20 protein-coding genes and 2 riboswitches are annotated in these 21,030 nt (G+C 44.6%); of the genes, 11 read left to right on the top strand and 9 right to left on the bottom strand.

The genetic code is table 11. From position 1 onward, the window contains the following. Positions 1–166: 166 nt before the first annotated feature. The 6 genes from NXM86_RS13570 to NXM86_RS13545 form a co-directional block, all read right to left on the bottom strand. Positions 167–1,177, bottom strand: coding sequence for an ABC transporter permease (locus NXM86_RS13570; protein WP_498958161.1), 1,011 nt, complete (start codon positions 1,175–1,177; stop codon positions 167–169). Continuing rightward, positions 1,122–2,669, bottom strand: coding sequence for a sugar ABC transporter ATP-binding protein (locus NXM86_RS13565; RefSeq protein ID WP_498958160.1), 1,548 nt, complete (start codon positions 2,667–2,669; stop codon positions 1,122–1,124). The genes NXM86_RS13570 and NXM86_RS13565 overlap by 56 nt, the downstream gene beginning before the upstream one ends. Next, positions 2,666–3,811 (bottom strand): sugar ABC transporter substrate-binding protein, encoded by a 1,146-nt coding sequence (locus NXM86_RS13560; protein WP_062753678.1) that lies wholly within the window; start codon positions 3,809–3,811, stop codon positions 2,666–2,668. The genes NXM86_RS13565 and NXM86_RS13560 overlap by 4 nt, the downstream gene beginning before the upstream one ends. After that, positions 3,798–4,868: an S-methyl-5-thioribose-1-phosphate isomerase gene (gene mtnA / locus NXM86_RS13555; RefSeq protein ID WP_328268637.1), complete on the bottom strand. Its 1,071-nt coding sequence runs from the start codon at positions 4,866–4,868 to the stop codon at positions 3,798–3,800. Before mtnA ends, NXM86_RS13560 begins: the two co-directional genes overlap by 14 nt. Before the next feature lie 22 nt (positions 4,869–4,890). Further along, a complete protein-coding gene (gene mtnK, locus NXM86_RS13550) occupies positions 4,891–6,093 on the bottom strand; it encodes an S-methyl-5-thioribose kinase (protein WP_498958159.1) in 1,203 nt (400 codons plus the stop codon). 80 nt (positions 6,094–6,173) lie between these two features. Continuing rightward, a riboswitch (SAM riboswitch) is annotated at positions 6,174–6,337 on the bottom strand. 94 nt (positions 6,338–6,431) lie between these two features. Then, positions 6,432–7,247 carry a carbon-nitrogen family hydrolase gene (locus tag NXM86_RS13545; protein WP_012749524.1) on the bottom strand — a complete coding sequence of 272 codons (816 nt, stop codon included), beginning with the start codon at positions 7,245–7,247 and terminating at the stop codon, positions 6,432–6,434. A 100-nt stretch (positions 7,248–7,347) separates the two neighbouring features. Here NXM86_RS13545 and NXM86_RS13540 point away from each other — a divergent pair, with 100 nt between their 5' ends. The 5 genes from NXM86_RS13540 to NXM86_RS13520 all read left to right on the top strand — a co-directional run bounded on the left by NXM86_RS13540 (position 7,348) and on the right by NXM86_RS13520 (position 11,904). Further along, on the top strand, positions 7,348–8,520 hold the full coding sequence (locus NXM86_RS13540) for a pyridoxal phosphate-dependent aminotransferase (protein ID WP_498958158.1): 1,173 nt from the start codon (positions 7,348–7,350) through the stop codon (positions 8,518–8,520). A 102-nt stretch (positions 8,521–8,622) separates the two neighbouring features. After that, positions 8,623–8,731: riboswitch (SAM riboswitch) on the top strand. 70 nt (positions 8,732–8,801) lie between these two features. Continuing rightward, positions 8,802–10,043 carry a 2,3-diketo-5-methylthiopentyl-1-phosphate enolase gene (gene mtnW / locus NXM86_RS13535; RefSeq protein WP_062753670.1) on the top strand — a complete coding sequence of 414 codons (1,242 nt, stop codon included), beginning with the start codon at positions 8,802–8,804 and terminating at the stop codon, positions 10,041–10,043. Further along, positions 10,040–10,699, top strand: a complete 660-nt coding sequence (gene mtnX / locus NXM86_RS13530; protein WP_012749527.1) for a 2-hydroxy-3-keto-5-methylthiopentenyl-1-phosphate phosphatase — start codon at positions 10,040–10,042, stop codon at positions 10,697–10,699. The genes mtnW and mtnX overlap by 4 nt, the downstream gene beginning before the upstream one ends. Then, on the top strand, positions 10,696–11,337 hold the full coding sequence (locus NXM86_RS13525; protein ID WP_089096987.1) for a methylthioribulose 1-phosphate dehydratase: 642 nt from the start codon (positions 10,696–10,698) through the stop codon (positions 11,335–11,337). The genes mtnX and NXM86_RS13525 overlap by 4 nt, the downstream gene beginning before the upstream one ends. 24 nt (positions 11,338–11,361) lie before the next feature. Next, positions 11,362–11,904 (top strand): 1,2-dihydroxy-3-keto-5-methylthiopentene dioxygenase, encoded by a 543-nt coding sequence (locus NXM86_RS13520; RefSeq protein ID WP_012749529.1) that lies wholly within the window; start codon positions 11,362–11,364, stop codon positions 11,902–11,904. 44 nt (positions 11,905–11,948) lie between these two features. Here NXM86_RS13520 and NXM86_RS13515 read toward each other — a convergent pair whose 3' ends face one another. Beyond that, the gene (locus NXM86_RS13515; protein WP_498958157.1) at positions 11,949–12,680 is read right to left on the bottom strand and encodes a ZIP family metal transporter; all 732 of its coding nucleotides are present in this window, start codon (positions 12,678–12,680) and stop codon (positions 11,949–11,951) included. 292 nt (positions 12,681–12,972) lie between these two features. Here NXM86_RS13515 and NXM86_RS13510 point away from each other — a divergent pair, with 292 nt between their 5' ends. Continuing rightward, positions 12,973–13,416: a MarR family winged helix-turn-helix transcriptional regulator gene (locus NXM86_RS13510; RefSeq protein ID WP_498958156.1), complete on the top strand. Its 444-nt coding sequence runs from the start codon at positions 12,973–12,975 to the stop codon at positions 13,414–13,416. A gap of 194 nt (positions 13,417–13,610) precedes the next feature. Here NXM86_RS13510 and NXM86_RS13505 read toward each other — a convergent pair whose 3' ends face one another. Beyond that, a complete protein-coding gene (locus NXM86_RS13505; protein WP_089096988.1) occupies positions 13,611–15,035 on the bottom strand; it encodes an amino acid permease in 1,425 nt (474 codons plus the stop codon). Positions 15,036–15,455: 420 nt separating this feature from the next. Between NXM86_RS13505 and NXM86_RS13500 the strand changes: the two genes are divergently transcribed. The 4 genes from NXM86_RS13500 to NXM86_RS13485 all read left to right on the top strand — a co-directional run bounded on the left by NXM86_RS13500 (position 15,456) and on the right by NXM86_RS13485 (position 18,634). Then, positions 15,456–17,150 carry a M3 family oligoendopeptidase gene (locus NXM86_RS13500; RefSeq protein WP_498959041.1) on the top strand — a complete coding sequence of 565 codons (1,695 nt, stop codon included), beginning with the start codon at positions 15,456–15,458 and terminating at the stop codon, positions 17,148–17,150. Between the two features lie 296 nt (positions 17,151–17,446). Further along, positions 17,447–17,752 (top strand): nucleotidyltransferase family protein, encoded by a 306-nt coding sequence (locus tag NXM86_RS13495; protein ID WP_043903891.1) that lies wholly within the window; start codon positions 17,447–17,449, stop codon positions 17,750–17,752. Positions 17,753–17,810: 58 nt separating this feature from the next. Further along, positions 17,811–18,017, top strand: coding sequence for a HepT-like ribonuclease domain-containing protein (locus tag NXM86_RS13490; RefSeq protein WP_245842291.1), 207 nt, complete (start codon positions 17,811–17,813; stop codon positions 18,015–18,017). A gap of 98 nt (positions 18,018–18,115) precedes the next feature. Beyond that, positions 18,116–18,634, top strand: coding sequence for a GNAT family N-acetyltransferase (locus NXM86_RS13485; protein WP_062753657.1), 519 nt, complete (start codon positions 18,116–18,118; stop codon positions 18,632–18,634). Positions 18,635–18,700: 66 nt separating this feature from the next. On the opposite strand, the gene NXM86_RS13480 is transcribed toward NXM86_RS13485, so the two are convergent. Further along, positions 18,701–19,579: an IS982 family transposase gene (locus tag NXM86_RS13480; protein ID WP_498958153.1), complete on the bottom strand. Its 879-nt coding sequence runs from the start codon at positions 19,577–19,579 to the stop codon at positions 18,701–18,703. 250 nt (positions 19,580–19,829) lie between these two features. Between NXM86_RS13480 and NXM86_RS13475 the strand changes: the two genes are divergently transcribed. Then, positions 19,830–20,885 carry an alcohol dehydrogenase catalytic domain-containing protein gene (locus tag NXM86_RS13475; RefSeq protein WP_012749550.1) on the top strand — a complete coding sequence of 352 codons (1,056 nt, stop codon included), beginning with the start codon at positions 19,830–19,832 and terminating at the stop codon, positions 20,883–20,885. Positions 20,886–21,030 lie beyond the last annotated feature (145 nt).

Raw genomic sequence — 21,030 nt, 5'->3', positions numbered from 1 at the left:
GCAGCACTTGCTTCTAGTTTTTTTACGGCCTGCGTGATGTAACAAATTAGATGTAGTACACTTTGTTTTTTGCAATTGGGCCGGCTTTTAATCATTGCCATCTTTTTTTCGCTCGTCAACTGTCGGCAATGATAGCTTTGTTTATGATTAAGAAGGGGAAACGCTCCTATTTTTTTTGCATGTGCGATAACGCAAGCGCCCCGACTAAAATAGCCCCTTTAATGATATCCTGAGCGTAATACGGAACGTTCATCATCGTTAGTCCATTGAGCAGAACCCCCATTAAAATCGAGCCAAACAGCGTGCCGATGACGTTCGGTTTTCCCGCGCCAAACACGGAAAAGCCGATATAAGCGGCAGCTACTCCATCCATTAAAAAGGAGGCTCCTGCTGATACTTGTCCTGTTCCGATGCGGGAAGCGAGGACAATCCCGCCGAGCGCGGCAAAAAATCCGCTGATCACGTAAGCGTAAGTGCGGTAGCGATTGACAGGGATTCCCGAAAGCCGTGCTGCTTCCCGATTTTCTCCCGTCATATAAAACAATCTTCCTGGTTTGGTATATGTTAAAAATAGATGAGCAGCAATGACGACCACTAGCATTAATAAAACAGAAAACGGAATGCCGAATACTTCCCCTTGACCGATAAATAAAAAGGAAGGAATGAATTTGCCCGGCGCCGTTCCTCCGTCTGGAAGCGGCATGTCGTTGTAAATGGAAAATCCTTTCGTGTACGTCAGCTGCACGCCGTTAATCGCATACATCATCGCCAATGTAGCCAGTAAATCCGGCAATTTTAATTTCACAATTAATAACGAGTTTAATAAGCCGACGGCGACTCCCAGTAAAAGCGGAACAAGCAACGTCACTAGAATTTCCTGGCGGTATAATACGAGTGCCGCGGCGCTTGCGATCGTCGCTAGGCTGACGGTCGAACCAACAGATAAATCAAATCCATCCACAATCAGAGAAAAGGTGATGCCAATAGCGACGAGTGTGACGATGGAAATAGACCGTAAAATATCGCTGAAATTTTCATACGTAAAAAATCGATCAAGAGTAATGCTAAAATAAGCAATGACAACGAGAATGGCAAGCAGTGTGCCATGCTTATATAAAAATTCAAGAAGAGATGGCGCTTGCTTTTTCTTGGCGATCGAAACGGCTGGCTGTGACATCCAAATCACCTCCGCTGCAGTAATAAATCAATTGTTCATAGGTGATATCGCGCGCGGAAACACGTTTAACAAGCTGTCCGCCTACCATGATATAAATCGTATCAGCGATATCGAGTAGTTCTTGAAATTCACTCGTTAAATATAAAATCGCTTTTCCTTCATCGGCGAGGGAGCGGATGATCGAAAATACCTCTTGTTTCGCGTTGACATCAATACCTTTTGTCGGTTCATCAAAAATGAATACATCAGCGTTTGTCTTTAACCATTTGCCAATGACGACTTTTTGTTGATTGCCGCCGCTTAGCTGTTTGACAACCGCTTGCGGAAAAGGCGGATGAATTCGTAATACATCCACTAAATGTTGAGCAACTTGTGTTTCTTTCTTTTGCAACACCCATTGCCACTTTGTTAATGATGATAATAGCCGAACCGTAAGATTCGTACGGACTGTTTCATCTAAGAAAAGCCCTTGTTTTCTCCGCTCTTCCGGAATAAGGCAGATTCCAGCCGCAATCGCTTCTTTTGGCGAGGAGAACGTATAACGCTTTCCATCGATCCACCATTCTCCCGTCGCTTTTGTATGGGCGATTAGACTTTCGGCGAGTTCGGTTTTCCCGGCTCCAGCAAGTCCGGCAATGCCGACGATTTCCCCTTTATGAATTTCCAAATCGACGGTTGTGCCTGTTTTCGCGATGCGCAGCTGTTCCACTTTGAAAAGAATGTCATCACTGTATGTGCGTGCTTCTTTTTGCACGGTTGTATAAGCGCGTCCAACCATATGTTGAATCATTTCTTCTAGTGAAAGGGTGGAAACATCGCCATGGTGGACGACGTTTCCGTCACGCAAGATGGTGACGCGGTCGCAAATCTCTTTTACCTCTTTCAATTTGTGAGAAATATAAATGAATGAAACTCCCTGTGCTTTTAAATCGTTGATAATTGTAAACAGCCGCTTCGTCTCTGTTTCACTGAGCGCGGCGGTCGGCTCATCTAAAATAATGTATCGGGCCGATGAGGAGAGCACTTTTGCTAAAACGATGAGCTGTTTTTCATGCAAGGTGCATTCGCGAATAAGCTTGTTCGGCGAAATCGACAGACCAACTTGGCGCAAAAGCTTTGCGGCCCGATGTTTTTGCTGTTTCCATGAAAGAAGAGGCTTTTGTTTTGTATCAACGATGTCGCTAGCAGCAATATTTTCATAGACGGTCAGCGATGGAAACAGGGCGGTATCGACCTCTTGAACAACTAATCCAATGCCTGCTTTTTTCGCATCAGCAGGAGAAGAAAATCGGCGCTCTTCTCCATCTATTGTTATCGTGCCTTTGTCTGGAAAAAGGGCGCCGGCGAGAATTTTCATCAATGTGCTTTTCCCGGCTCCATTCATCCCTAAAAGGGCGTGAACTTCTCCTTTTTGTACATGGAGATTCACGCCGTTTAATACGTTTACCGTGCCAAACGATTTATAAATATTGTTCATATAAAGACCGTTCATTTGTTTTTCACCTGTGCTTCCAATGTTTTCATCCAAGGGGAAATGGCAACATTTGATTGCCCCCAGCCGGAAATGTATTCATGAAGCTCATTCATCGAAACTTGTTGGTTAGGCAAATCGGATCGTTTGACTAAATGCGGTTCTAGTGAATAAATGTTTGGTGTTTTCTCGCCAGCAATTTTTTGATACGCAAAGCGAACTTGAACGCGACCGACTTCGGCTGGATCCGTTGCTGTTGTAGCGACCCAAGGGCTGTTTGGCTTTTGCATCATTTGCAAATCTTCATCGCTTAAATCGATGCCATATACTTTAATTTCATTGCGTCCCGCTTGCTCGATCGCACGCGTTGCGCCTTTGGCAAATTCATCCCAAGTCGCAAACACTGCGTCAATATCGCCTTTATTCGGATATTTTTTCAAAATCGCTTCCATTTGCGTTTGTGTGTCTAAAGCGGTATTGGCGCTGGCCGTACCAAATTTCGCCACTTCTTTGATGTTCGGATAGCGTTTTTTAAACGCATCGTAAATCACATGACGACGTTCCATCGGTGTAAATCCGCCAACCCAAATGGTGACGATGTTTCCTTCGCCGTTTAAGTCTTCGGCCAATGTTTTTAACGTTTTCCATGCAAGGCTGTAGTCATCTTGGTCAATCACTGTTACGCCTGGGATGTTTAAATCGTTATCGAATGCGACAACAGGAATGCCTTTTTCGACTGCTTTTTTCACCGGACCTTCCAACGCATCAGCGCGTCCGTGATCTAATAGAATCGCATCGACGTTTTGCGTAATGGCTGTTTCGACATAGGAAGCCATTTTCGTTAAGTCGTTATCCGCATTGTAAATTTGCACTTCGCCGCCAAATTTTTGCACTTGTTCTTTTACGCCAGCGATATACTGAGAAGAAAACGTGCCGATCGACATTTGCATAATGGCGGCAATTTTTATTGGTTTTTTTAATTCTTCAGGGATATCTGCTTGTTCGGTTGTTGCTGCTGTTGTTTCGCTTGCTTCTTCGGCCGTGCTGTTTTCTTGTTTGGCCGGTTTCGAACTGACGGCGTCTTGTTCATTCATGCAGCCGCTAAGGATGACGATAATGGAAAAAAGAAATGCGACTAAATAGTTAAGTCTAAATTGCTTCATGGCGAGCCTCCTTTGCAAACAGTGCTGGCAGTTCAGTTTCATAATTGCCGCGGACGATCCCTTTTTCGGTAATAATGGCCGTGATAAGGTCGTGCGGTGTTACATCGAACGCTGGATTATAAACGTTTACTCCTTCTGGAGCGATTCGCGTTCCGGCGATATGCGTCACTTCCTCTGGATTGCGTTCTTCAATCGGAATTTCTTCCCCTGTTTTGGTTGCTAAATCAATGGTCGATAATGGCGCGGCGACATAAAATGGAATGCCAAACGCTTTAGCGAGCAGCGCCAGTCCAAAGGTGCCGATTTTGTTGGCAGTGTCACCGTTGGCGGCAATTCGGTCGGCGCCGACAATGACAGCGGTAATGTTTTTCGCCTTGATCGTCTGCGCCGCCATATTGTCGGTAATAAGAGTGACGTCTACCCCCGCTTGCATCAATTCCCACGTCGTCAATCTTGCTCCTTGCAGGACCGGACGAGTTTCCGACGCGTAAACATGAAGATTCATCCCTTTTTCTTTCGCTAAATAAAACGGAGCAAGCGCCGTGCCATAGCGGGCGGTTGCGATCGAACCAGCATTGCAAATGGTTAAAACGCAGTCGCCGTTTTGAAATAAGGAAAGCGCATGCTCTCCGATGCGGCGGCATACATCTTCATCTTCAATTTGAATGCGAATCGCTTCATGGATGAGCGTCGTTTTTGCTTCGTTAACAGAGGAAACGTGGGCGATGCTGGAAACAAGCCGGTCTAATGCCCAAAACAAGTTCACTGCAGTTGGCCGAGAGCTTGCTAAGTAGTCGCGGTCCTTTCGCACGTGCTCTTTAAATTTTTCCAGTGATTCTGTTTCATATTGCTGTGCAGAAAGAGCGAGGCCGTAAGCAGCCGTAATGCCGATCGCCGGTGCGCCGCGTACTTTTAACGTGGCGATTGCGTCCCGTACATCTTCAATATCTTTTAATTCCAAATATTCCGTCACTAATGGTAGCTTTTGTTGATTTAAAATTGTAATATGAGTGTCGTTCCATTCCACAGAGCGCGGGATTGCGAATGGTTCTGCCATTATGGTTCTTCCTTTCATTGTGTTAATTCGTTGCTGCAAGCACTGTTTGTGCGAAAAGGGAACGGATTTCTTTAGTGCTAGATAATGTTTCACGTTGCAAAATGAGGCTTCTGCCAAGACGAAGGGCATAACGTTTTGCTTGTAAGCGTTCCTCTTTATCCTCAATGCCATCAAGGTCAGCGACATGTGCTAATCCAATCGTGCGGCGGATGACTTCACATCCGGCAAAGCCGATCGCGTCAATAAACGTGTGATGCAGCACGTCTTCTAACAATCCTTCTGTTTTTGCATATGGTTCTACATTGTGAGTGCGCCAAAGATCAGAAAAGATTGTCGCGAATACATCCCAAGTTTTGTCGATATGAGCAAATAACGGTTCTTGTTGTTGTTCTGGGCGGGACAACGCATTTAACAGCAAGTTTGCGAAAAATTGGCCGATGTCAAAACCGAACGGGCCATAAAACGCAAACTCTGGATCAATGATTTTCGTTTCTTCATCGCTGGCAAAAATGCTTCCAGTATGCAAATCACCGTGGATGAGCGCATCTCCTTCGGTTAAAAACTTGCGCTTTAATTTGGCGACTTCTAAGCGGAGCTTGTCATCGTTCCAAAGCGCTTTTACATCATCGCGAAGCTCGTCTTCAAAGTTGTTCGTTTCATGATTAAAGAACGGATCGGTAAATACAAGGTCTTCGGTGATTTTGCATAATTCCGGATTAACAAAACTTTGCGCTAATTGTTTTTTTTCTTGTTGATTCATGCCAAAGTCGGAAGTGTAAAACGATGTCTTTGCGATAAATTCGCCAATATGCTGCGATAAAAGCGGATACGTTTTTCCTTCAATCAACCCTTTGCGGGCGATTTGCAAGTGAGATAAATCTTCCATAACGGTAATTGCCAAAGATTCATCGGAATAGTATACTTTTGGCACGTATTGCGGAACATAGCTTGCGAATGTGCGCAGCGCATTGCTTTCAATAACAGCGCGTTTTAATGTGAGCGGCCAGCTTTCACCGACTACTTTTGCGTACGGGAGCGCTTGTTTTACGATAATTCCTTTCTTTGTTTGCTGATCGACAACGCGGAAAACAAGATTTAAGTTGCCGTCGCCAATTTCGCGGCAGGCAAGCGGTGTTCCTTCCGGAAAAAGACCGAGACGGACCGTCAAAGAGATTGCGCCTTGTTCCGTTAATGGTTCATAAACCGTTGGATGAGAAACTGGCATAATGTAAAACTCCTCCTTCATGTAAATTAAAAAGCCTCTTTCTGCATAGAAAGAGGCTTGAAGATTCCATATCTTCGCACCTCTTATCTTTCAGAAAGAACGAGTCTTTCTGTTGGACTTAGCACCGTGCCCTGCGGAAGTAGAGAACTTCCGGCGCCAAAAAGTGCGCCCTATCTCACGATAGTATTACGGTCGGTTGCTGGGCTTCATTGGGCCAATTCCCTCAGCCAACTCTTGATAAGAGTGTGTCAGCATATTCAATTTTTTAATTTTCGCTATGTTGGCAATTTTGAAGTTTTATGCTTGATACGAATCATACATGGTCACGAAATGATTTGTCAACTCTTTTTTAAAAAATTTTTTTCTGCAGCGATGTAGTCGTTAGCTCTGCGGTCCGCAAAAATCGGGATTTGTTTTCGCACTTCTCTTACTTTTTGAAGATCGATTTGTGCCATTAACGTACAAGGTTCTTCATTTGCTTCTGCAATGATTTCTCCCCATGGGTCAACCACCAGCGAATGACCGGCAAAGACATTGTTTGGATCGCTTCCAGCGCGATTGCACGCGATGACGTAGCATTGATTTTCAATCGCGCGCGCCGCAAGCAGTGTACGCCAATGCGAAAGGCGAGGAAGCGGCCACTCGGCGACGACAAATAACACTTCCGCCCCTTGGACCATATGGACGCGAATCCATTCTGGGAAGCGGATGTCATAACAAATGACGCCTGCACATCGAGTGTTTTCTAATGTGAACAATCCCATTTCTTCCCCTGGCTGTAAGTAAAGATGTTCATCCATCAGCTGGAACAAATGGAGTTTGCTATATTCGCCAACGATGATGCCGTTTCGGTCGGCGATGTACATTGTATTGGTGACGCCGCGATCTGTTTTTCTGGCAATTGATCCAGCGACAATATTGACATGATGCGACTTGGCAAGTTTTTGAATGAACGCTTTTGTACGCATACCGCCCTCATCGGCAATCTCATCGAGTCTGGTTAAGTCATAGCCAGTCGTCCATAGTTCAGGAAGGACGATAATATCTGGGTGATTTTTTGAAATTTTTTCTATCTCTCTTTCAACGCGCCGTTCGTTTTCATTAGGATTGCCAAAAGCGATATCTAGCTGAAGACATGCGATTTTTATCGTCATGAACATTCACCTCGAAAAAATTTTACTTTACATTTTGATTTTTACGATATATGATTTTTCACTAGAATTTCAAGAAAATTTTTGAGAAGGTGTTAACGCGATGAAACAATTTCCACTATCTGAGTTATTGCAGAGCCTTCCAAAACAGTTTTTTGCTTCGCTTGTCGATAAAGTCGCAAAAAAAATGGCGGAGGGGCATGACATCATCAATTTAGGGCAAGGAAATCCCGACCAGCCGACTCCACCGCATATCGTGGAGGCGATGCAAAAAGCGGTGGCGAACCCAAAATATCACAAATACTCGCCATTTCAAGGGTATTCCTTTTTGAAACGCGCCGTTGCTAAGTTTTATGAGCGCGAATACGGCGTTGCCATTGATCCGGAAAAAGAAGTGGCGGTTTTGTTTGGCGGGAAAGCGGGTCTTGTGGAGATCCCGCAATGTTTAGCCAATCCGGGGGATATTGTGCTCGTGCCTGACCCGGGATATCCGGATTATTGGTCGGGGATTGCGCTGGCGCGCGCGGAAATGGTGATGATGCCATTGCGTGCGGAAAATCAGTTTTTGCCTGATTATGATGAAATTCCTGCAAATATTGCGGAAAAAGCAAAAATCATGTTTTTAAACTATCCGAATAATCCAACCGGGGCGATCGCTTCTAAGGAGTTTTTTGAAGAAACGGTGTCGTTTGCCGCAAAACACGGTATTTGCGTCGTTCATGATTTTGCTTACGGTGCGATTGGCTTTGACGGAAAAAAACCGGTCAGCTTTCTTCAAGCAGAGGGGGCAAAAGAAATTGGCGTTGAAATTTATACATTCTCCAAAACATATAATATGGCGGGCTGGCGCGTGGCGTTTGCCGTTGGAAATGAGAGCGTGATCGCGGCGATTAACTTGCTGCAAGACCATTTATATGTGAGTTTGTTTGGCGCCATTCAAGAAGCGGCGGCAACCGCATTGCTTTCTTCGCAGCGCTGCGTGGAAGAGCTTGTCGCACTGTATGAATCGCGGCGCAATACGCTTATTGACGCGTTGCGGCAAATTGGCTGGGATGTCGACGCCCCAAAAGGTTCATTTTTTGCGTGGCTTCCGGTGCCGAACGGATGGACATCGGAACGTTTTTCCGATTATTTGCTGGAAAAAGCGCATGTCGTTGTCGCGCCGGGAGTTGGATTTGGCAAGCATGGAGAAGGATATGTGCGAGTTGGGTTATTAACAAGCGAATCCCGCCTGCAAGAAGCGGCGGAACGGATTGCGAAGCTTGGTCTTTTCTAAAATGGGTTAAAAAATGATTGACAGAGCGAAAAAATACTGTCATAATTCAAATTAAATTTTCGAGCGCGAATAGTTTGAAAAGTGAATACGATATTGCAAGCATTCTTATCAAGAGCAGGCGGAGGGACAAGCCCAATGAAGCCCGGCAACCGGCTTAACGACGGTTAAGCACGGTGCTAATTCTTGCAGCGGAAACGCTGAGAGATAAGAAGAGCGTGAATAAATAAAGCCTCTTCTTATGAAGAGGTTTTTTTGATGGATGAACAGAAAGAGGGATGATCATGAGTCAAGTAATTGCCACATATCTTATTCACGATGAAAAAGATTTAGAGAAAAAGGCGGAAGGAATTGCGCTTGGGTTGACCGTTGGTTCGTGGACGGATTTGCCGCTTCTTGAGCAGGAACAATTGCGCAAGCATAAAGGAGTAGTTGTAAGCGTACAAGAACTCGAGGAGAACGAACGCGCCAACCGTTACTTTGGAAAGCGATTGAAGCGTGGAATCGTTCGCATTGCATACCCGAGCTTAAACTTTAGCGCGGATATTCCGGCGCTTTTAACGACGGTGTTTGGCAAATTGTCGCTGGATGGAGAAGTGAGATTGCTAGATTTAACGTTTTCCGACGAATGGAAAAGACAGTTTCCTGGCCCGCGTTTTGGCATTGACGAAATCCGCAAAAAAGTGGGTGTATATGAACGCCCGCTTCTGATGAGCATTTTTAAAGGGATGATCGGCCGCGATTTAACGTACTTATCCGAGCAGCTGAAACAACAAGCGCTCGGCGGGGTCGATCTCGTTAAAGACGATGAAATTTTGTTTGAAAACGAATTAACGCCGTTTGAAAAGCGAATTACGGCTGGAAAAGCGGTGTTAAACGAAGTGTACGAAAAGACAGGAAAACGGACGTTATATGCGGTGAACTTGACTGGAAAAACGTTCGAATTGAAGGAGAAAGCAAAACGCGCAGTCGAATTAGGAGCCGATGTATTGTTATTTAACGTATTTGCGTACGGTTTGGATGTGCTCCAAGGGTTGCGAGAAGATGATGAGATCACCATTCCGATCATGGCTCATCCAGCATTCAGCGGGGCGTTTACTCCATCGGAGTTTTACGGAATAAAAGCATCCTTGCTGCTTGGCAAATTGCTTCGCCTTGTTGGTGCAGATTTTGTGCTTTTTCCATCGCCATACGGAAGCGTTGCTCTTGATAAAGAAGAGGCGCTTGGCATTGCCGCGGAGTTGACGAATGATAAGGAGCCGTTTAAACGGTCGTTCCCAGTTCCGTCAGCTGGCATTCATCCAGGGCTTGTGCCATTGTTGTTCCGCGATTTTGGCATAGATAGCATCGTCAATGCAGGCGGCGGCATACACGGACATCCAGACGGAGCGACAGGCGGCGGCAGAGCATTTCGCGCTGCGATCGATGCGGCTCTTGCCGGAAAATCGCTTCATGAAGCAGCGCGCGAAAATGAGGCATTGCGAAAGGCGATTGACTTATGGGGCGCAGTAGAGGTGACATCATGACAAAACCAATCATATTTTGTGATTTTGATGGGACGATTACAGACAATGACAACATTATCGCGATTATGAAACGGTTTGCGCCGCCGGAGTGGGAAACGTTAAAAGACGATATATTATCACAGCGCATCTCGGTGCAAGAAGGGGTTGGCGCGATGTTTTCCCTTCTTCCATCGGGTTGGAAAGAAGAGATTGTCGATTTCATTTTACAAAATGCCCGCATCCGTGACGGGTTTCGCGAATTTGTCGCGTTTACGAAGGAACGTGATATTTCGCTATATGTCATAAGCGGCGGCATCGACTTTTTTGTCTATCCGCTTTTAGAAGGGCTCATCGAAAAAGAGCGCATCTTTTGCAATGGCTCTGATTTCAGCGGAGAGACAATTCGCATTACATGGCCGCATTCATGTGATGAACAGTGTCAAAACGGCTGCGGCTGCTGCAAGCCGTCGTTGCTTCGAAAATTGACAAAGCCTGATGCCTTTCATATCGTCATCGGCGATTCGATCACCGATTTAGCAGTGGCAAAGCTGGCGGATCATGTTATCGCCCGTGACTTTTTGCTGCAAAAATGCCAAGAACTAGATATTCCGCATACGCCGTTTACAACGTTTTTCGATGTCATTCATTTTCTGGAGACGATGGAGGTGAAGTCATGAGTTTACTTGTGAAGAGATGGAAAGAGCTTGCCGAGATAAAAGCGGAATTGGCGGCGCGCGATTGGTTTTTTGCCACAAGCGGCAACTTGTCGATCAAAGTAACCGATGACCCACTCACTTTTTTAGTCACGGCGAGCGGCAAAGACAAACGCAAGCAGACAGACGAAGATTTTTTGCTTGTCGACGCTTCTGGAAATCCAGTGGAGAATACGCATTTAAAGCCGTCCGCCGAAACGCTTTTGCATGTGGAAATTTACAAGAAAACGAACGCGGGCTGCGGTCTCCACGTCCATACGATCGACAATAACGTTATCTCCGAATTGTACGGAGATGACGGAGAAGTTGCGTTTTCCGGCCAGGAAATTATTAAAGCGTTTGGGATTTGGGAAGAAGATGCGGTCATCCGCATTCCGATTATTCCGAATTACGCGCATATTCCAACGCTTGCGAAGGAATTTGCCAAGCATGTAAACGGCGATGCCGGTGCGGTATTGATCCGCAACCACGGCATCACCGTATGGGGAAGAGACGCGTTTGAGGCAAAGAAGTTTTTAGAAGCATGGGAGTTTTTATTCAGCTGGCACGTCAAGTGGCTGCTCCTAAAGCAGACCGCCGTGCAGCCGGTTGTTAAACCATAAAAATTGATGAAGGGGGAAATTCCAATGGCAGTAATCAAAGTGAGAAAAACGGGAGAAGTGATTGAAGGAGAAGAAAATGTCCGCAGCTTTTTAAACAAACAAGGCGTGTTGTACGAGCATTGGGACATTAACAAACTGCCGGAACATTTGCGCGACAAATATGTATTGACCGACGAAGAAAAAGAGGAAATTTTGGCGACGTTTAAAGAAGAAATTGAAGATTTGGCGGCGAGAAGAGGCTACAAAACTTGGGATATCGTCGCCTTATCGGATGCGACGCCGAATTTGGATGAACTGTTGAAAAAGTTTGAACAAGTGCACATTCATACGGAAGACGAAGTGCGCGCTATTACTGCTGGCCATGGCATTTTTATCATCAAAGGGGACAGCGAAACAGGGTATTTTGATGTCGAGCTTGAAGCGGGCGATGTCATTTCTGTGCCGGAAGGAAACCCGCATTATTTCACCTTAATGGATGACCGCCAAGTCGTCGCTGTCCGCCTGTTTATCGATCCGTCCGGCTGGGTCGCCCATCCGTATGAAGAAAAAGAAGAAGTAGGCCAGTAATGGCAATAACCCCCCCCTGTCTTCTTCAAGCAGGGGGGTTTTTATTAAAACGATTCTACTAAAAAAATCATAAATAATATGCCAATGATAAACGAATAGGTAGATGTCCGCTCATTTCCATCCCCGTGGCTTTCCGGAATGAGTTCTTTATAAATAATAAACAACATTGCACCTGCGGCGAATGCAAGGCCATACGGGACGAGCTCGCGAAAAAAGGATGTTAAATAAAATCCGAGAAGTGATGTCACGATTTCAACCGCTCCTGTAAGTGTAGCGATGATAAATGCCTTCCATCTTCCAATCTGTTGATGAATTAAAAAAAGCGCGACTAAAAATCCTTCCGGAGCGTTTTGTAATCCAATGGCTAGCGCGATTAAATTACCTGTTTCCGATACGTTCGAAGCATAGCTGACCCCGACCGACAATCCTTCTGGAATGTTATGTAAGGTAATGGCTGCAATAATGAGCATCGCTTTTTCATCAAACTGAATTCCTTTTTTTGTATGTTCTAAATCAATATGGGGAACCGTCATTTCCAAAATGGTTAAAATAAGGACTCCAAAAAATAACCCGATTGTTAAAGTGAAAAAACCGCCTGCCTGTAATGCTTCAGGAATTAAACTCATCATGGAAGCCGCCATCATAATTCCAGCTGAAAACGCCAGCAATATGTCCCGCCAGCGGTGAGTAATCGATTTCGCTAAAAATAAAATTGGGATCGCACCTAATCCAGTGGATAACGCGGAAAGTATACTCCCAATGAATACTTGTTTCATCAAATCCTCCTTTCCGTACCTTTAGTGTTTTTATATGCGTTTTGAAATGAAAGGTGATAACCGCCCAAACACTAAAAATGATTTATTCATATACTATATAATAATAAACAAAAATAACCAAATAGCGAGCATCTCGCTTGACGGGGGAAAAGGTGTCCACAAAAAAAGATTTGCACCGTGTTTAATATTTCAAGTATAATGCAAATAAGAAAATATTTTTAGAGAAGAGAATGATGGAATATAAATACTGACAATGACGTTGAATTTAACCGACAAAAGGGTTTGATTGTGGATGACGAGAGAGAAAGACATTGAACAATCGCTAAAATTGTTTATTGTATTATCAAGAGCATATCGAGCTGTCAGCGATCAAGTGAATAAGTCGATTCAATCATTTGGCGTGAATCCGACGGAGTTTGCGGTCTTAGAATTGCTTTACCATAAAGGGGATCAGCCGTTGCAGCAAATTGGCGGAAAAATTTTGCTCGCTAGCGGCAGCATTACATATGTAATAGACAAGCTGGAGCAAAAAGAGTTAATTGTGCGAAAAGCATGTGAAACAGACCGCCGTGTCACATATGCTTCGATTACGGAAAAGGGAAGAGCGTTTATCGAAAAGGTTTTCCCAGAGCATGCGCAAACGATTCACGAAACCGTTTCCGGCTTGACTCTTGAAGAAAAGGAACAGGCGATTGCGTTATTGAAAAAGCTGGGATACGGTGCAAAAAGAGAATAGCTGTTCGTCTAAAATAAGTGGCTGCTTATTGCAGCCACTTATTTTTTGAAAAAAGGATAAGCTGTAAAAGGAAAAGGAGGAGATAATTTATGATGATCCCAGTTGGGGTGTCCAATCGCCATATTTTGTGAATGCTGTTCAAACGAACCGACATTGAACATTTTCCTGACAAGCTAGCTAGGACACCGTACTCATTATGCCGACATTTTTTGTGTTTCCTCTGATTGCTGTGCCGCTTTTTTCACTTGCGGATAGAAGAAGATGCCGCTTAGAAGCAGGATGACTCCAAGCATAAACGTTTTGATATCCGCGGTGCCGGCGATGATGACCCAGATGGAATAGATAGTCGCAAAAGCAGCGATCACCCCATCGATGATGCGGCCCCGCGCCGTCTCCTTGTACGTTTCGCCGGTCAGCGCCAGTTTCAATTGGAAGACAGAGGCGATAAAATACGGGACAAGATACGCCAATGTCGCAATGTAAATGACAAAGTCAAACGCCGCTGACATCGAGTTGGAAATCGTCGAAAAAATAAAGATTTGTGCTAATCCATTCGAAAGAACTAAAGAAAAGCTTGGCACTTTCTTTTTATTTTCCGTTAAAAATGCTGGAATAAACAGACCTTGTTTTGCCGCTTGATACGGCACTTCAGCGCTTAATAACACCCAACCGAGCGTGGAGCCGAGCAAGCTGATCAATCCTAGTCCGGCAAGAACGTAGCCGCCGCTTGGGCCTAAAATCGTGACAATGGCATCTACAAGCGGTTTTTCTGATTGAATGAGTTCTTTTTGCGGCAATACTCCCATGACAAGGATGCTAATGCCGATATAAATCGCAAGAGCAATCAACAAGCCAAGGATTGTCGCACGCTTGACATCGGCTTGTTTGCGCGCACGCGATGCAAAAACAATCGCTGATTCGACGCCGATAAACGCCCATAATGTCGATACAGCCGCATTCTTGATTTGACTTAATAATCCAATCGAATGCCCTGCATCATCATAACGCGGGGCAACAAACGAGCCAATGTTGCTTTTTTCAAACGCAAATAAAGCGATAATGATAAATAGGAAAAATCCGAGCACTTTTGCCGCGGTAGCGACAAAGTTTAGCTTTCCCGCGTCTTCGATGCCGCGCAAAATGATGAAATGCATTCCCCATAACAATGCGGTACATATAAGAAACGTCAACAAGTTCCCAAGCTTTACATCAAGAGAACCGATGGAAAATAACGTTTGTTTGCTTGTTAAAATTGGAAAAAACGTTGATAAATAGCTGGTAAACGTCGTAATAATCGCCACGTTGCCGGCAAAGTTGCCAATCCAATATCCCCATGAAGACATAAAGCCAGATAGGATCGAGATGTTCGAGCCTTTCGGAAACAATTCTTTCGCATAAATCTGCGGCCCGCCGTTTAGTTCCGGTTTGCGAATCGCCAAATTACCGAATACGAGCGCGGTCATTAATACACCGCCGCCCGTTAATAACCACGCGAAAATGACACCAAGCGGGCTTGCCGCTTCCGCTAGCGAGCGCGGCAGCATAAAAATTCCCGATCCCACCATATTTCCAACGACAAGCGCCGTTAATAACCATAATCCAAGTTTTTGCTGTTGCAAAGTGGATAGCTCCTTCCTGACGATAATTAAGTTTTAGCTTTTTTCGCAAAAAAATACACCCCAAAGTTTTCAACGGGTGCATGTGGTCATCCGCATCCAACTTCCAATCGATAGTGCTTCATCGTTTGTTGCAACGATGCATGTTCGGATACAGGCCCAGTCTACGGCGTCAGAGTCCGACGCAAACTTCGGCAACTTTCCTCATTGGCTCTTTGCGTCTCGTTTCTACAACTCTTGTTCATTGCAGCCTGTATCCCGTCTATGTGGATGAGAAAGAAAAAATATTCAATTGGTGTTATTATTATACGTTCTTTCGACAAATTTCGTCAACAACCTTTTGTAATCGAAAAAAAGGATTTTCCGTGTATGAATGGAATACAATCTAAGATAAGGAAAACGAGAGAAAAGGAAGGGATTGCGTTGAAATTTTCTGAGTTTCGTTATGAACGGCCGAATATCGAGAAGCTGAAAGCATCATTTCAACAGGCGCTGCAATCGTTCCAGAAGGCAAGCAGCGCAGAAGAACAGGATGAGGCGATGAAGGAAATTAATAAGCTTCGCAACGATTTCAGCACGATGGCGCAAATTTGCTATATTCGTCATACGATTGATACGAACGACGAGTTTTATAAGCAGGAGCAAGATTTTTTCGATGAAGTTGAGCCAATTGTTAAAGGGCTTGTGAACGATTATTACCGTGCGCTTGTTTCGTCTCCGTTCCGTTCGCAGCTTGAAGAAAAATGGGGGAAACAGTTATTTGCGCTCGCTGAGACGGAATTAAAAACGTATTCTCCAAACATTGTGGAAGATCTGCAGCTGGAAAATAAGCTGACGAGCGAATATACAAAATTGGTCGCTTCGGCAAAAATTTTCTTTGAAGGGGAAGAACGGACGTTAGCGCAGCTGCAGCCGTTTGTCGAATCACCGGACCGCGAGATGCGCAAGCGGGCGAGTGAGGCGCGTTTTGCCTTTTTCCAAGAACATGAGGAGAAGTTCGATGAAATTTACGATCAGCTTGTGAAAGTGCGCACCGCCATCGCGCAAAAGCTCGGATTTAAAAACTTCGTGGAACTCGGTTATGCCCGTCTTGGACGGACTGATTACAACGCCGAGATGGTTGCGAAATTCCGCAAACAAGTCGAAAAGCATATCGTTCCAATTGCTGTGAAGCTTCGCGAGCGGCAGCGGGCGCGCATCGGTGTCGAGAAGCTGAAATATTATGATGAAGCGTTTGTTTTTCCAACCGGCAATCCAACGCCAAAAGGGGACGCAAACTGGATTATTGAAAACGGGAAAAAGATGTACGAAGAACTGTCGCCGGAAACAGGCGAGTTTTTCCGGTATATGATCGATCATGAACTAATGGACCTCGTTGCGAAAAAAGGAAAAGCAGGCGGCGGCTATTGCACCTATATCGAAAACTATAAAGCGCCGTTTATTTTCTCGAACTTTACCGGCACATCCGGAGACATCGACGTGCTTACCCATGAGGCGGGGCACGCGTTTCAAGTGTATGAAAGCCGCCATTACGAAATTCCGGAATACATCTGGCCGACCTTGGAGGCATGCGAAATTCATTCGATGAGCATGGAATTTTTCACATGGCCGTGGATGAAGTTATTCTTCGGGGAAGATGCGGAAAAATATAAATTCTATCATTTGAGCGATGCTTTATTATTTTTGCCGTATGGCGTAGCGGTGGACGAATTTCAGCATTTTGTATACGAAAATCCGAACGCGACGCCGGCGGAACGGAAGCAAGCATGGCGGAAGATTGAAAAGAAATATATGCCGATACGAGACTATGACGGCAACGATTATTTAGAACGCGGCGGCTTTTGGCAGCGGCAAAGCCATATTTATACGAACGCATTCTACTATATCGACTATACACTTGCGCAAATTTGCGCGTTCCAATTTTGGAAACGTTCGCGTGAAAACTATAAAGAGGCGTGGAATGATTATTTGACATTATGCCGTCAAGGCGGAAGCAAGCCGTTTACCGAATTGGTCCGCGCCGCCAACCTCATTTCGCCGTTTGAAGACGGCTGCGTCCAATCGGTAGTCGGCGAGATCGAGGGATGGTTGAATAGTGTTGACGATCAGAGCTTATAGATGGAAATAATAGTTAAGGGGGAAGAAATCAAGCGAGATTTCTTCCTTATCTTTTAGGAAAAATATAATGGGAGGTGTAGACCTGGTTACTAAAATCGTTGTTGTGTACTGACCGATGGAAGGAATGGTGCACGACAGGTGCCGCCGCTAACAGCGAGCCACGGGGTGTCTTTCACAGCAGGTGAGACATTAGGATTCTCTTCCTGATGGAACTCAGGTGTTTCCTGAGCGGCAAGCTGTTTTGCTGGTTCCATCGCGATGAGTCGATTTTTATGATTTTAGTAGCCGGGAAAACTATGTTGTCAAAAGAAGAAATCCTTCGTTTTTTATCACAAAATTTTCGATTATTAAAAGAAAACTACGGAGTCAAACGTATCGGCGTTTTTGGATCTTATAGCAGAAATGAACAAACAGCTGACAGCGATATAGACATTTTGGTGGAGTTTGAGCCTTCCGCCATCACATTTGACCATTATATGGATTTAAAAATTTTCTTAGAAGATCATTTTCATAAACCGGTCGACCTAGTGATACTGGATGACATTAAACCTGCGTTAAAACCATATATATTGGAGGATGTTCAATATGCCGAGGGAGCCTAAGGTTTTTTTGCAATATATTCTTATGGCGATCGATAAAATCTAAAAGTATACGAAAAATATGGATTATGAATCTTTTTTAGATAATGAACTTGTATGTGATGCGGTTATTAAAAACATATTGGTGATTGGTGAAGCGACGAAAAACATTCCACAAGAAATAAGGCAGAAGAATTCACAGATTGAGTGGAGAAAGATAGCAGGTGTGCGTGATATGATGATCCACGGCTATTTTTCTGTCAATTACCGTATCGTTTGGGTGTGGTAACCAATAAAATTCCAGCACTTAACAGGATATTGAGAAATTGTTAAACGATACAAATATGTAGTGAACAGAGCAAATATAGTACGATAGGGGGAAGGGGCATGAATGTTCGCAAAGCAACGCTCGATGATGCGCACGCCATCGCCATCGTGCATGTCGAAAGCTGGAAAACGACATATGAAGGGATTGTGCCTGCGGAGTATTTGGCGCAATTAAGCGTAAGCGAAAAAGAACAGCTTTGGAAAAGAGGATTGCAGCAACAGAAGCATTATATTTTTGTCGTTGAAGAAGATGGAAACGTATGCGGATTTATTTCCGGAGGTAAAAACCGCTCCACACAAGGAAAAGAAGCGGAGTATGAAGGGGAAATATACGCGATTTATTTGTTGAAAGAAGCGCAAGGGAAAGGATACGGAACGAAGCTTGTCAAAGCGCTAGTGGATGATTTTCAACGTGATGGGATTCGTTCTATGGTCGTGTGGGTGCTTGCCGATAATCCGTCGCGCCGATTTTACGAGAGGCTAGGAGGCGAGAAAATCGCTGAGGAAGTCGTTGATATCGGTGGGAAAAAGCTGACGGAATGGTGCTATGGATGGAAAAGCATTGAATATTTCGCATAAAATAAGTTGCCTAGGCGAAAGGCAGCTTTAAAAAAATCATGTAATACCCGTGGTGCTAGTTGAGCTTTAGCGCTCAACTAGCCCAAGTGTAACCAGGGAATAGGCTAACAATATACCGTCTAACGCCACTTCAAATCCGATGATCGAATTGGCTCGGATCTCAGTGATACGATAGTGGTCAACCAGAACCGAGAACACCGTCTCGATCACTTTGCGTTTTTGTTTGATCCACTGCTCCCATGTCTCAGGCGGACGATGTTTCTGGTTTTTTCGAGACGGAGTCCAAAGCGCCATTTGGTATTCTTTGTACAGCCTTTTTTGCAAGTCACTGCTAATAAACCCTTTGTCCCCGAAGCTATAGGGATGAGGAATTTGGGTCATGACGCTTTCGGCTGCTATTCGATCATGACAAGATGCTTCCGTCACCACATATCCCATCGGCAGACCTTGATCTGTAACTTGAAGGTGCAGCTTAAACCCGTAGTACCATTGCTTTTTCGAAGCACAATACCCGATATCGGCGATTCCTTGAAACCGTTTGACCCGGTCCATTCTCACGGCATGACATAACTCGATTGGCAAGCTATCCACCACAGCGTAGGCATGGTGCTGCCCGCGTTTCGCCAATTCATGGCGAATCCATTTGATCGCAAAACGCAGTGATCGACAACGACGATGATACCGGGAACGTTCCAGAAACTGCCCCTTTGGGAACAAGTTCCCGATAACAAAGCGATGCCACGCCCGTTCAGAAGTAAAACCGAGCAGCTTTCCTAAAAGATGAATGGCGATGATGACAGCGTCCTCTTGCTTTACCAAATGGCGATTTCGACGATGAAGATGCACCTGAATGCATGAAAGTTGGGCAGAAACAAAAAAGAAAATGGCTGCATATTGCTTTTGAATCTTGGCACGATCTGTAGTAAAATGAAAGTGCTCTTGCATGGGGATTCTCCTTTCGAATGGTAGGTCGCACTTTCATTCTACAGGAGATTCGCCAGGCAAGGGCTATTTTTATGCTTGCTCAAGTTTATCTAGCACCACGGGTAAGGAAAAAATCTCGTTTCATTTTGTCGGATATTGTTGGACGAAACATAAATCATTATGACTATACAATCATTTTTTTTTGAATTAAAATCAGAAATATATCAATAATCTATTTTTTCAGAAAATAAATAATGAGGAGGAAGAAATAATGAAAGCCGCGAAAATTATTCAGCACAAAAAACCATTGGAAATTTTAAATGTCCCGGATCCTAAACCAGGGCCGGAAGATGCGGTAATAAAAATCGAAGCTTGCGGGGTTTGCCGCAGCGACTGGCATGCGTGGCAAGGGGATTGGTCGTGGATCGGCTTGTCCCCAGAATTACCGATAACACCTGGACATGAATTTGGAGGTGTAATCGAAGAAGTTGGCAAAGATGTGAAGTCGTTTCGTCCGGGAGATCGTGTCACAGTTCCGTTCCATTCCGCCTGTGGACGATGTGAATACTGCAAAAAAGGTGTGCCGAATTTATGCGAAAACCTCCAAATTTATGGTCTTGTTTCTGGACTTGAAGGAGGATATGCGGAGTATGTATTGGTTCGCAATGCCGATTTTAACCTGATCAGACTCCCTGAAAATGTTGACAGTTTAACAGCTGCAGCTTTAGGCTGCCGTTACATGACTGGATATCACGGTATTGTCAGAGGCAATGTCAAGCCTGGTGATTGGGTGGCCGTGCATGGAGCTGGCGGAGTAGGCCTTTCTGCGATTCAGGTGGCCAATGCATTAGGAGCGCAAGTTATAGCCGTTGATATTGATGATCAAAAACTTGAAATCGCAAAACAGGAAGGCGCCATTGCGGTTGTCAATGCCAGAAAAGAAAACGTTGTCGAAGCAATTAAAGAAATCACAAAAGGAGGCGCGCATGTCGGACTGGATGCTTTAGGCATCAAGGATACCGTTCTTAATTCGGTTCTGTCCTTAAGAAAAGGAGGAAGACATGTTCAAGTAGGTTTAACCACATCAGAAGAAGGAGGTTTTGTATCGCTCCCTGTCGATCTGATTACGGCATCTGAAATTGAGTTTGTAGGAAGTATCGGCAATCCTCATCCTGACTATCGCGGCTTATTGAGCTTGATTTCTTCCGGACGATTGAATCCGAAGCGCTTGGTTGAACGTGAAATCAAATTGGAAGATGTAAACGCTGTATTCGAAAATATGTCACAATATAATACGAAAGGGTTTAACGTCATCACTAAATTTTAATGGATCAACCAACCCCTTCTGGAATCCTTCCAGAAGGGTTAATTATTTGTTCATCGTGAGCAATCATTTCAATAAACCATAGCTGACCTTGCCCCGCTAAAAGTAAATAAGCGTCACCTGTTGAAATTGTTAATGTGGCAATTGG

Source organism: Geobacillus sp. CX412 (genome assembly GCF_027942335.1).
In the GTDB taxonomy this organism is placed as follows: Bacteria; Bacillota; Bacilli; order Bacillales; family Anoxybacillaceae; genus Parageobacillus_B; species Parageobacillus_B toebii.
The sequence above is the reverse complement of the archived record's forward strand: the minus strand, read 5'-3'. Positions and strand labels throughout refer to the sequence as shown.

Coding starts and splice junctions, on each gene's coding strand:
- NXM86_RS13570 (WP_498958161.1), bottom strand. CDS start 1,177: ATGTCACAGCCAGCCGTTTCGATCGCCAAGAAAAAGCAAGCGCCATCT.
- NXM86_RS13565 (WP_498958160.1), bottom strand. CDS start 2,669: ATGAACGGTCTTTATATGAACAATATTTATAAATCGTTTGGCACGGTA.
- NXM86_RS13560 (WP_062753678.1), bottom strand. CDS start 3,811: ATGAAGCAATTTAGACTTAACTATTTAGTCGCATTTCTTTTTTCCATT.
- mtnA (WP_328268637.1), bottom strand. CDS start 4,868: ATGGCAGAACCATTCGCAATCCCGCGCTCTGTGGAATGGAACGACACT.
- mtnK (WP_498958159.1), bottom strand. CDS start 6,093: ATGCCAGTTTCTCATCCAACGGTTTATGAACCATTAACGGAACAAGGC.
- NXM86_RS13545 (WP_012749524.1), bottom strand. CDS start 7,247: ATGACGATAAAAATCGCATGTCTTCAGCTAGATATCGCTTTTGGCAAT.
- NXM86_RS13540 (WP_498958158.1), top strand. CDS start 7,348: ATGAAACAATTTCCACTATCTGAGTTATTGCAGAGCCTTCCAAAACAG.
- mtnW (WP_062753670.1), top strand. CDS start 8,802: ATGAGTCAAGTAATTGCCACATATCTTATTCACGATGAAAAAGATTTA.
- mtnX (WP_012749527.1), top strand. CDS start 10,040: ATGACAAAACCAATCATATTTTGTGATTTTGATGGGACGATTACAGAC.
- NXM86_RS13525 (WP_089096987.1), top strand. CDS start 10,696: ATGAGTTTACTTGTGAAGAGATGGAAAGAGCTTGCCGAGATAAAAGCG.
- NXM86_RS13520 (WP_012749529.1), top strand. CDS start 11,362: ATGGCAGTAATCAAAGTGAGAAAAACGGGAGAAGTGATTGAAGGAGAA.
- NXM86_RS13515 (WP_498958157.1), bottom strand. CDS start 12,680: ATGAAACAAGTATTCATTGGGAGTATACTTTCCGCGTTATCCACTGGA.
- NXM86_RS13510 (WP_498958156.1), top strand. CDS start 12,973: ATGACGAGAGAGAAAGACATTGAACAATCGCTAAAATTGTTTATTGTA.
- NXM86_RS13495 (WP_043903891.1), top strand. CDS start 17,447: ATGTTGTCAAAAGAAGAAATCCTTCGTTTTTTATCACAAAATTTTCGA.
- NXM86_RS13490 (WP_245842291.1), top strand. CDS start 17,811: ATGGATTATGAATCTTTTTTAGATAATGAACTTGTATGTGATGCGGTT.
- NXM86_RS13485 (WP_062753657.1), top strand. CDS start 18,116: ATGAATGTTCGCAAAGCAACGCTCGATGATGCGCACGCCATCGCCATC.
- NXM86_RS13480 (WP_498958153.1), bottom strand. CDS start 19,579: ATGCAAGAGCACTTTCATTTTACTACAGATCGTGCCAAGATTCAAAAG.
- NXM86_RS13475 (WP_012749550.1), top strand. CDS start 19,830: ATGAAAGCCGCGAAAATTATTCAGCACAAAAAACCATTGGAAATTTTA.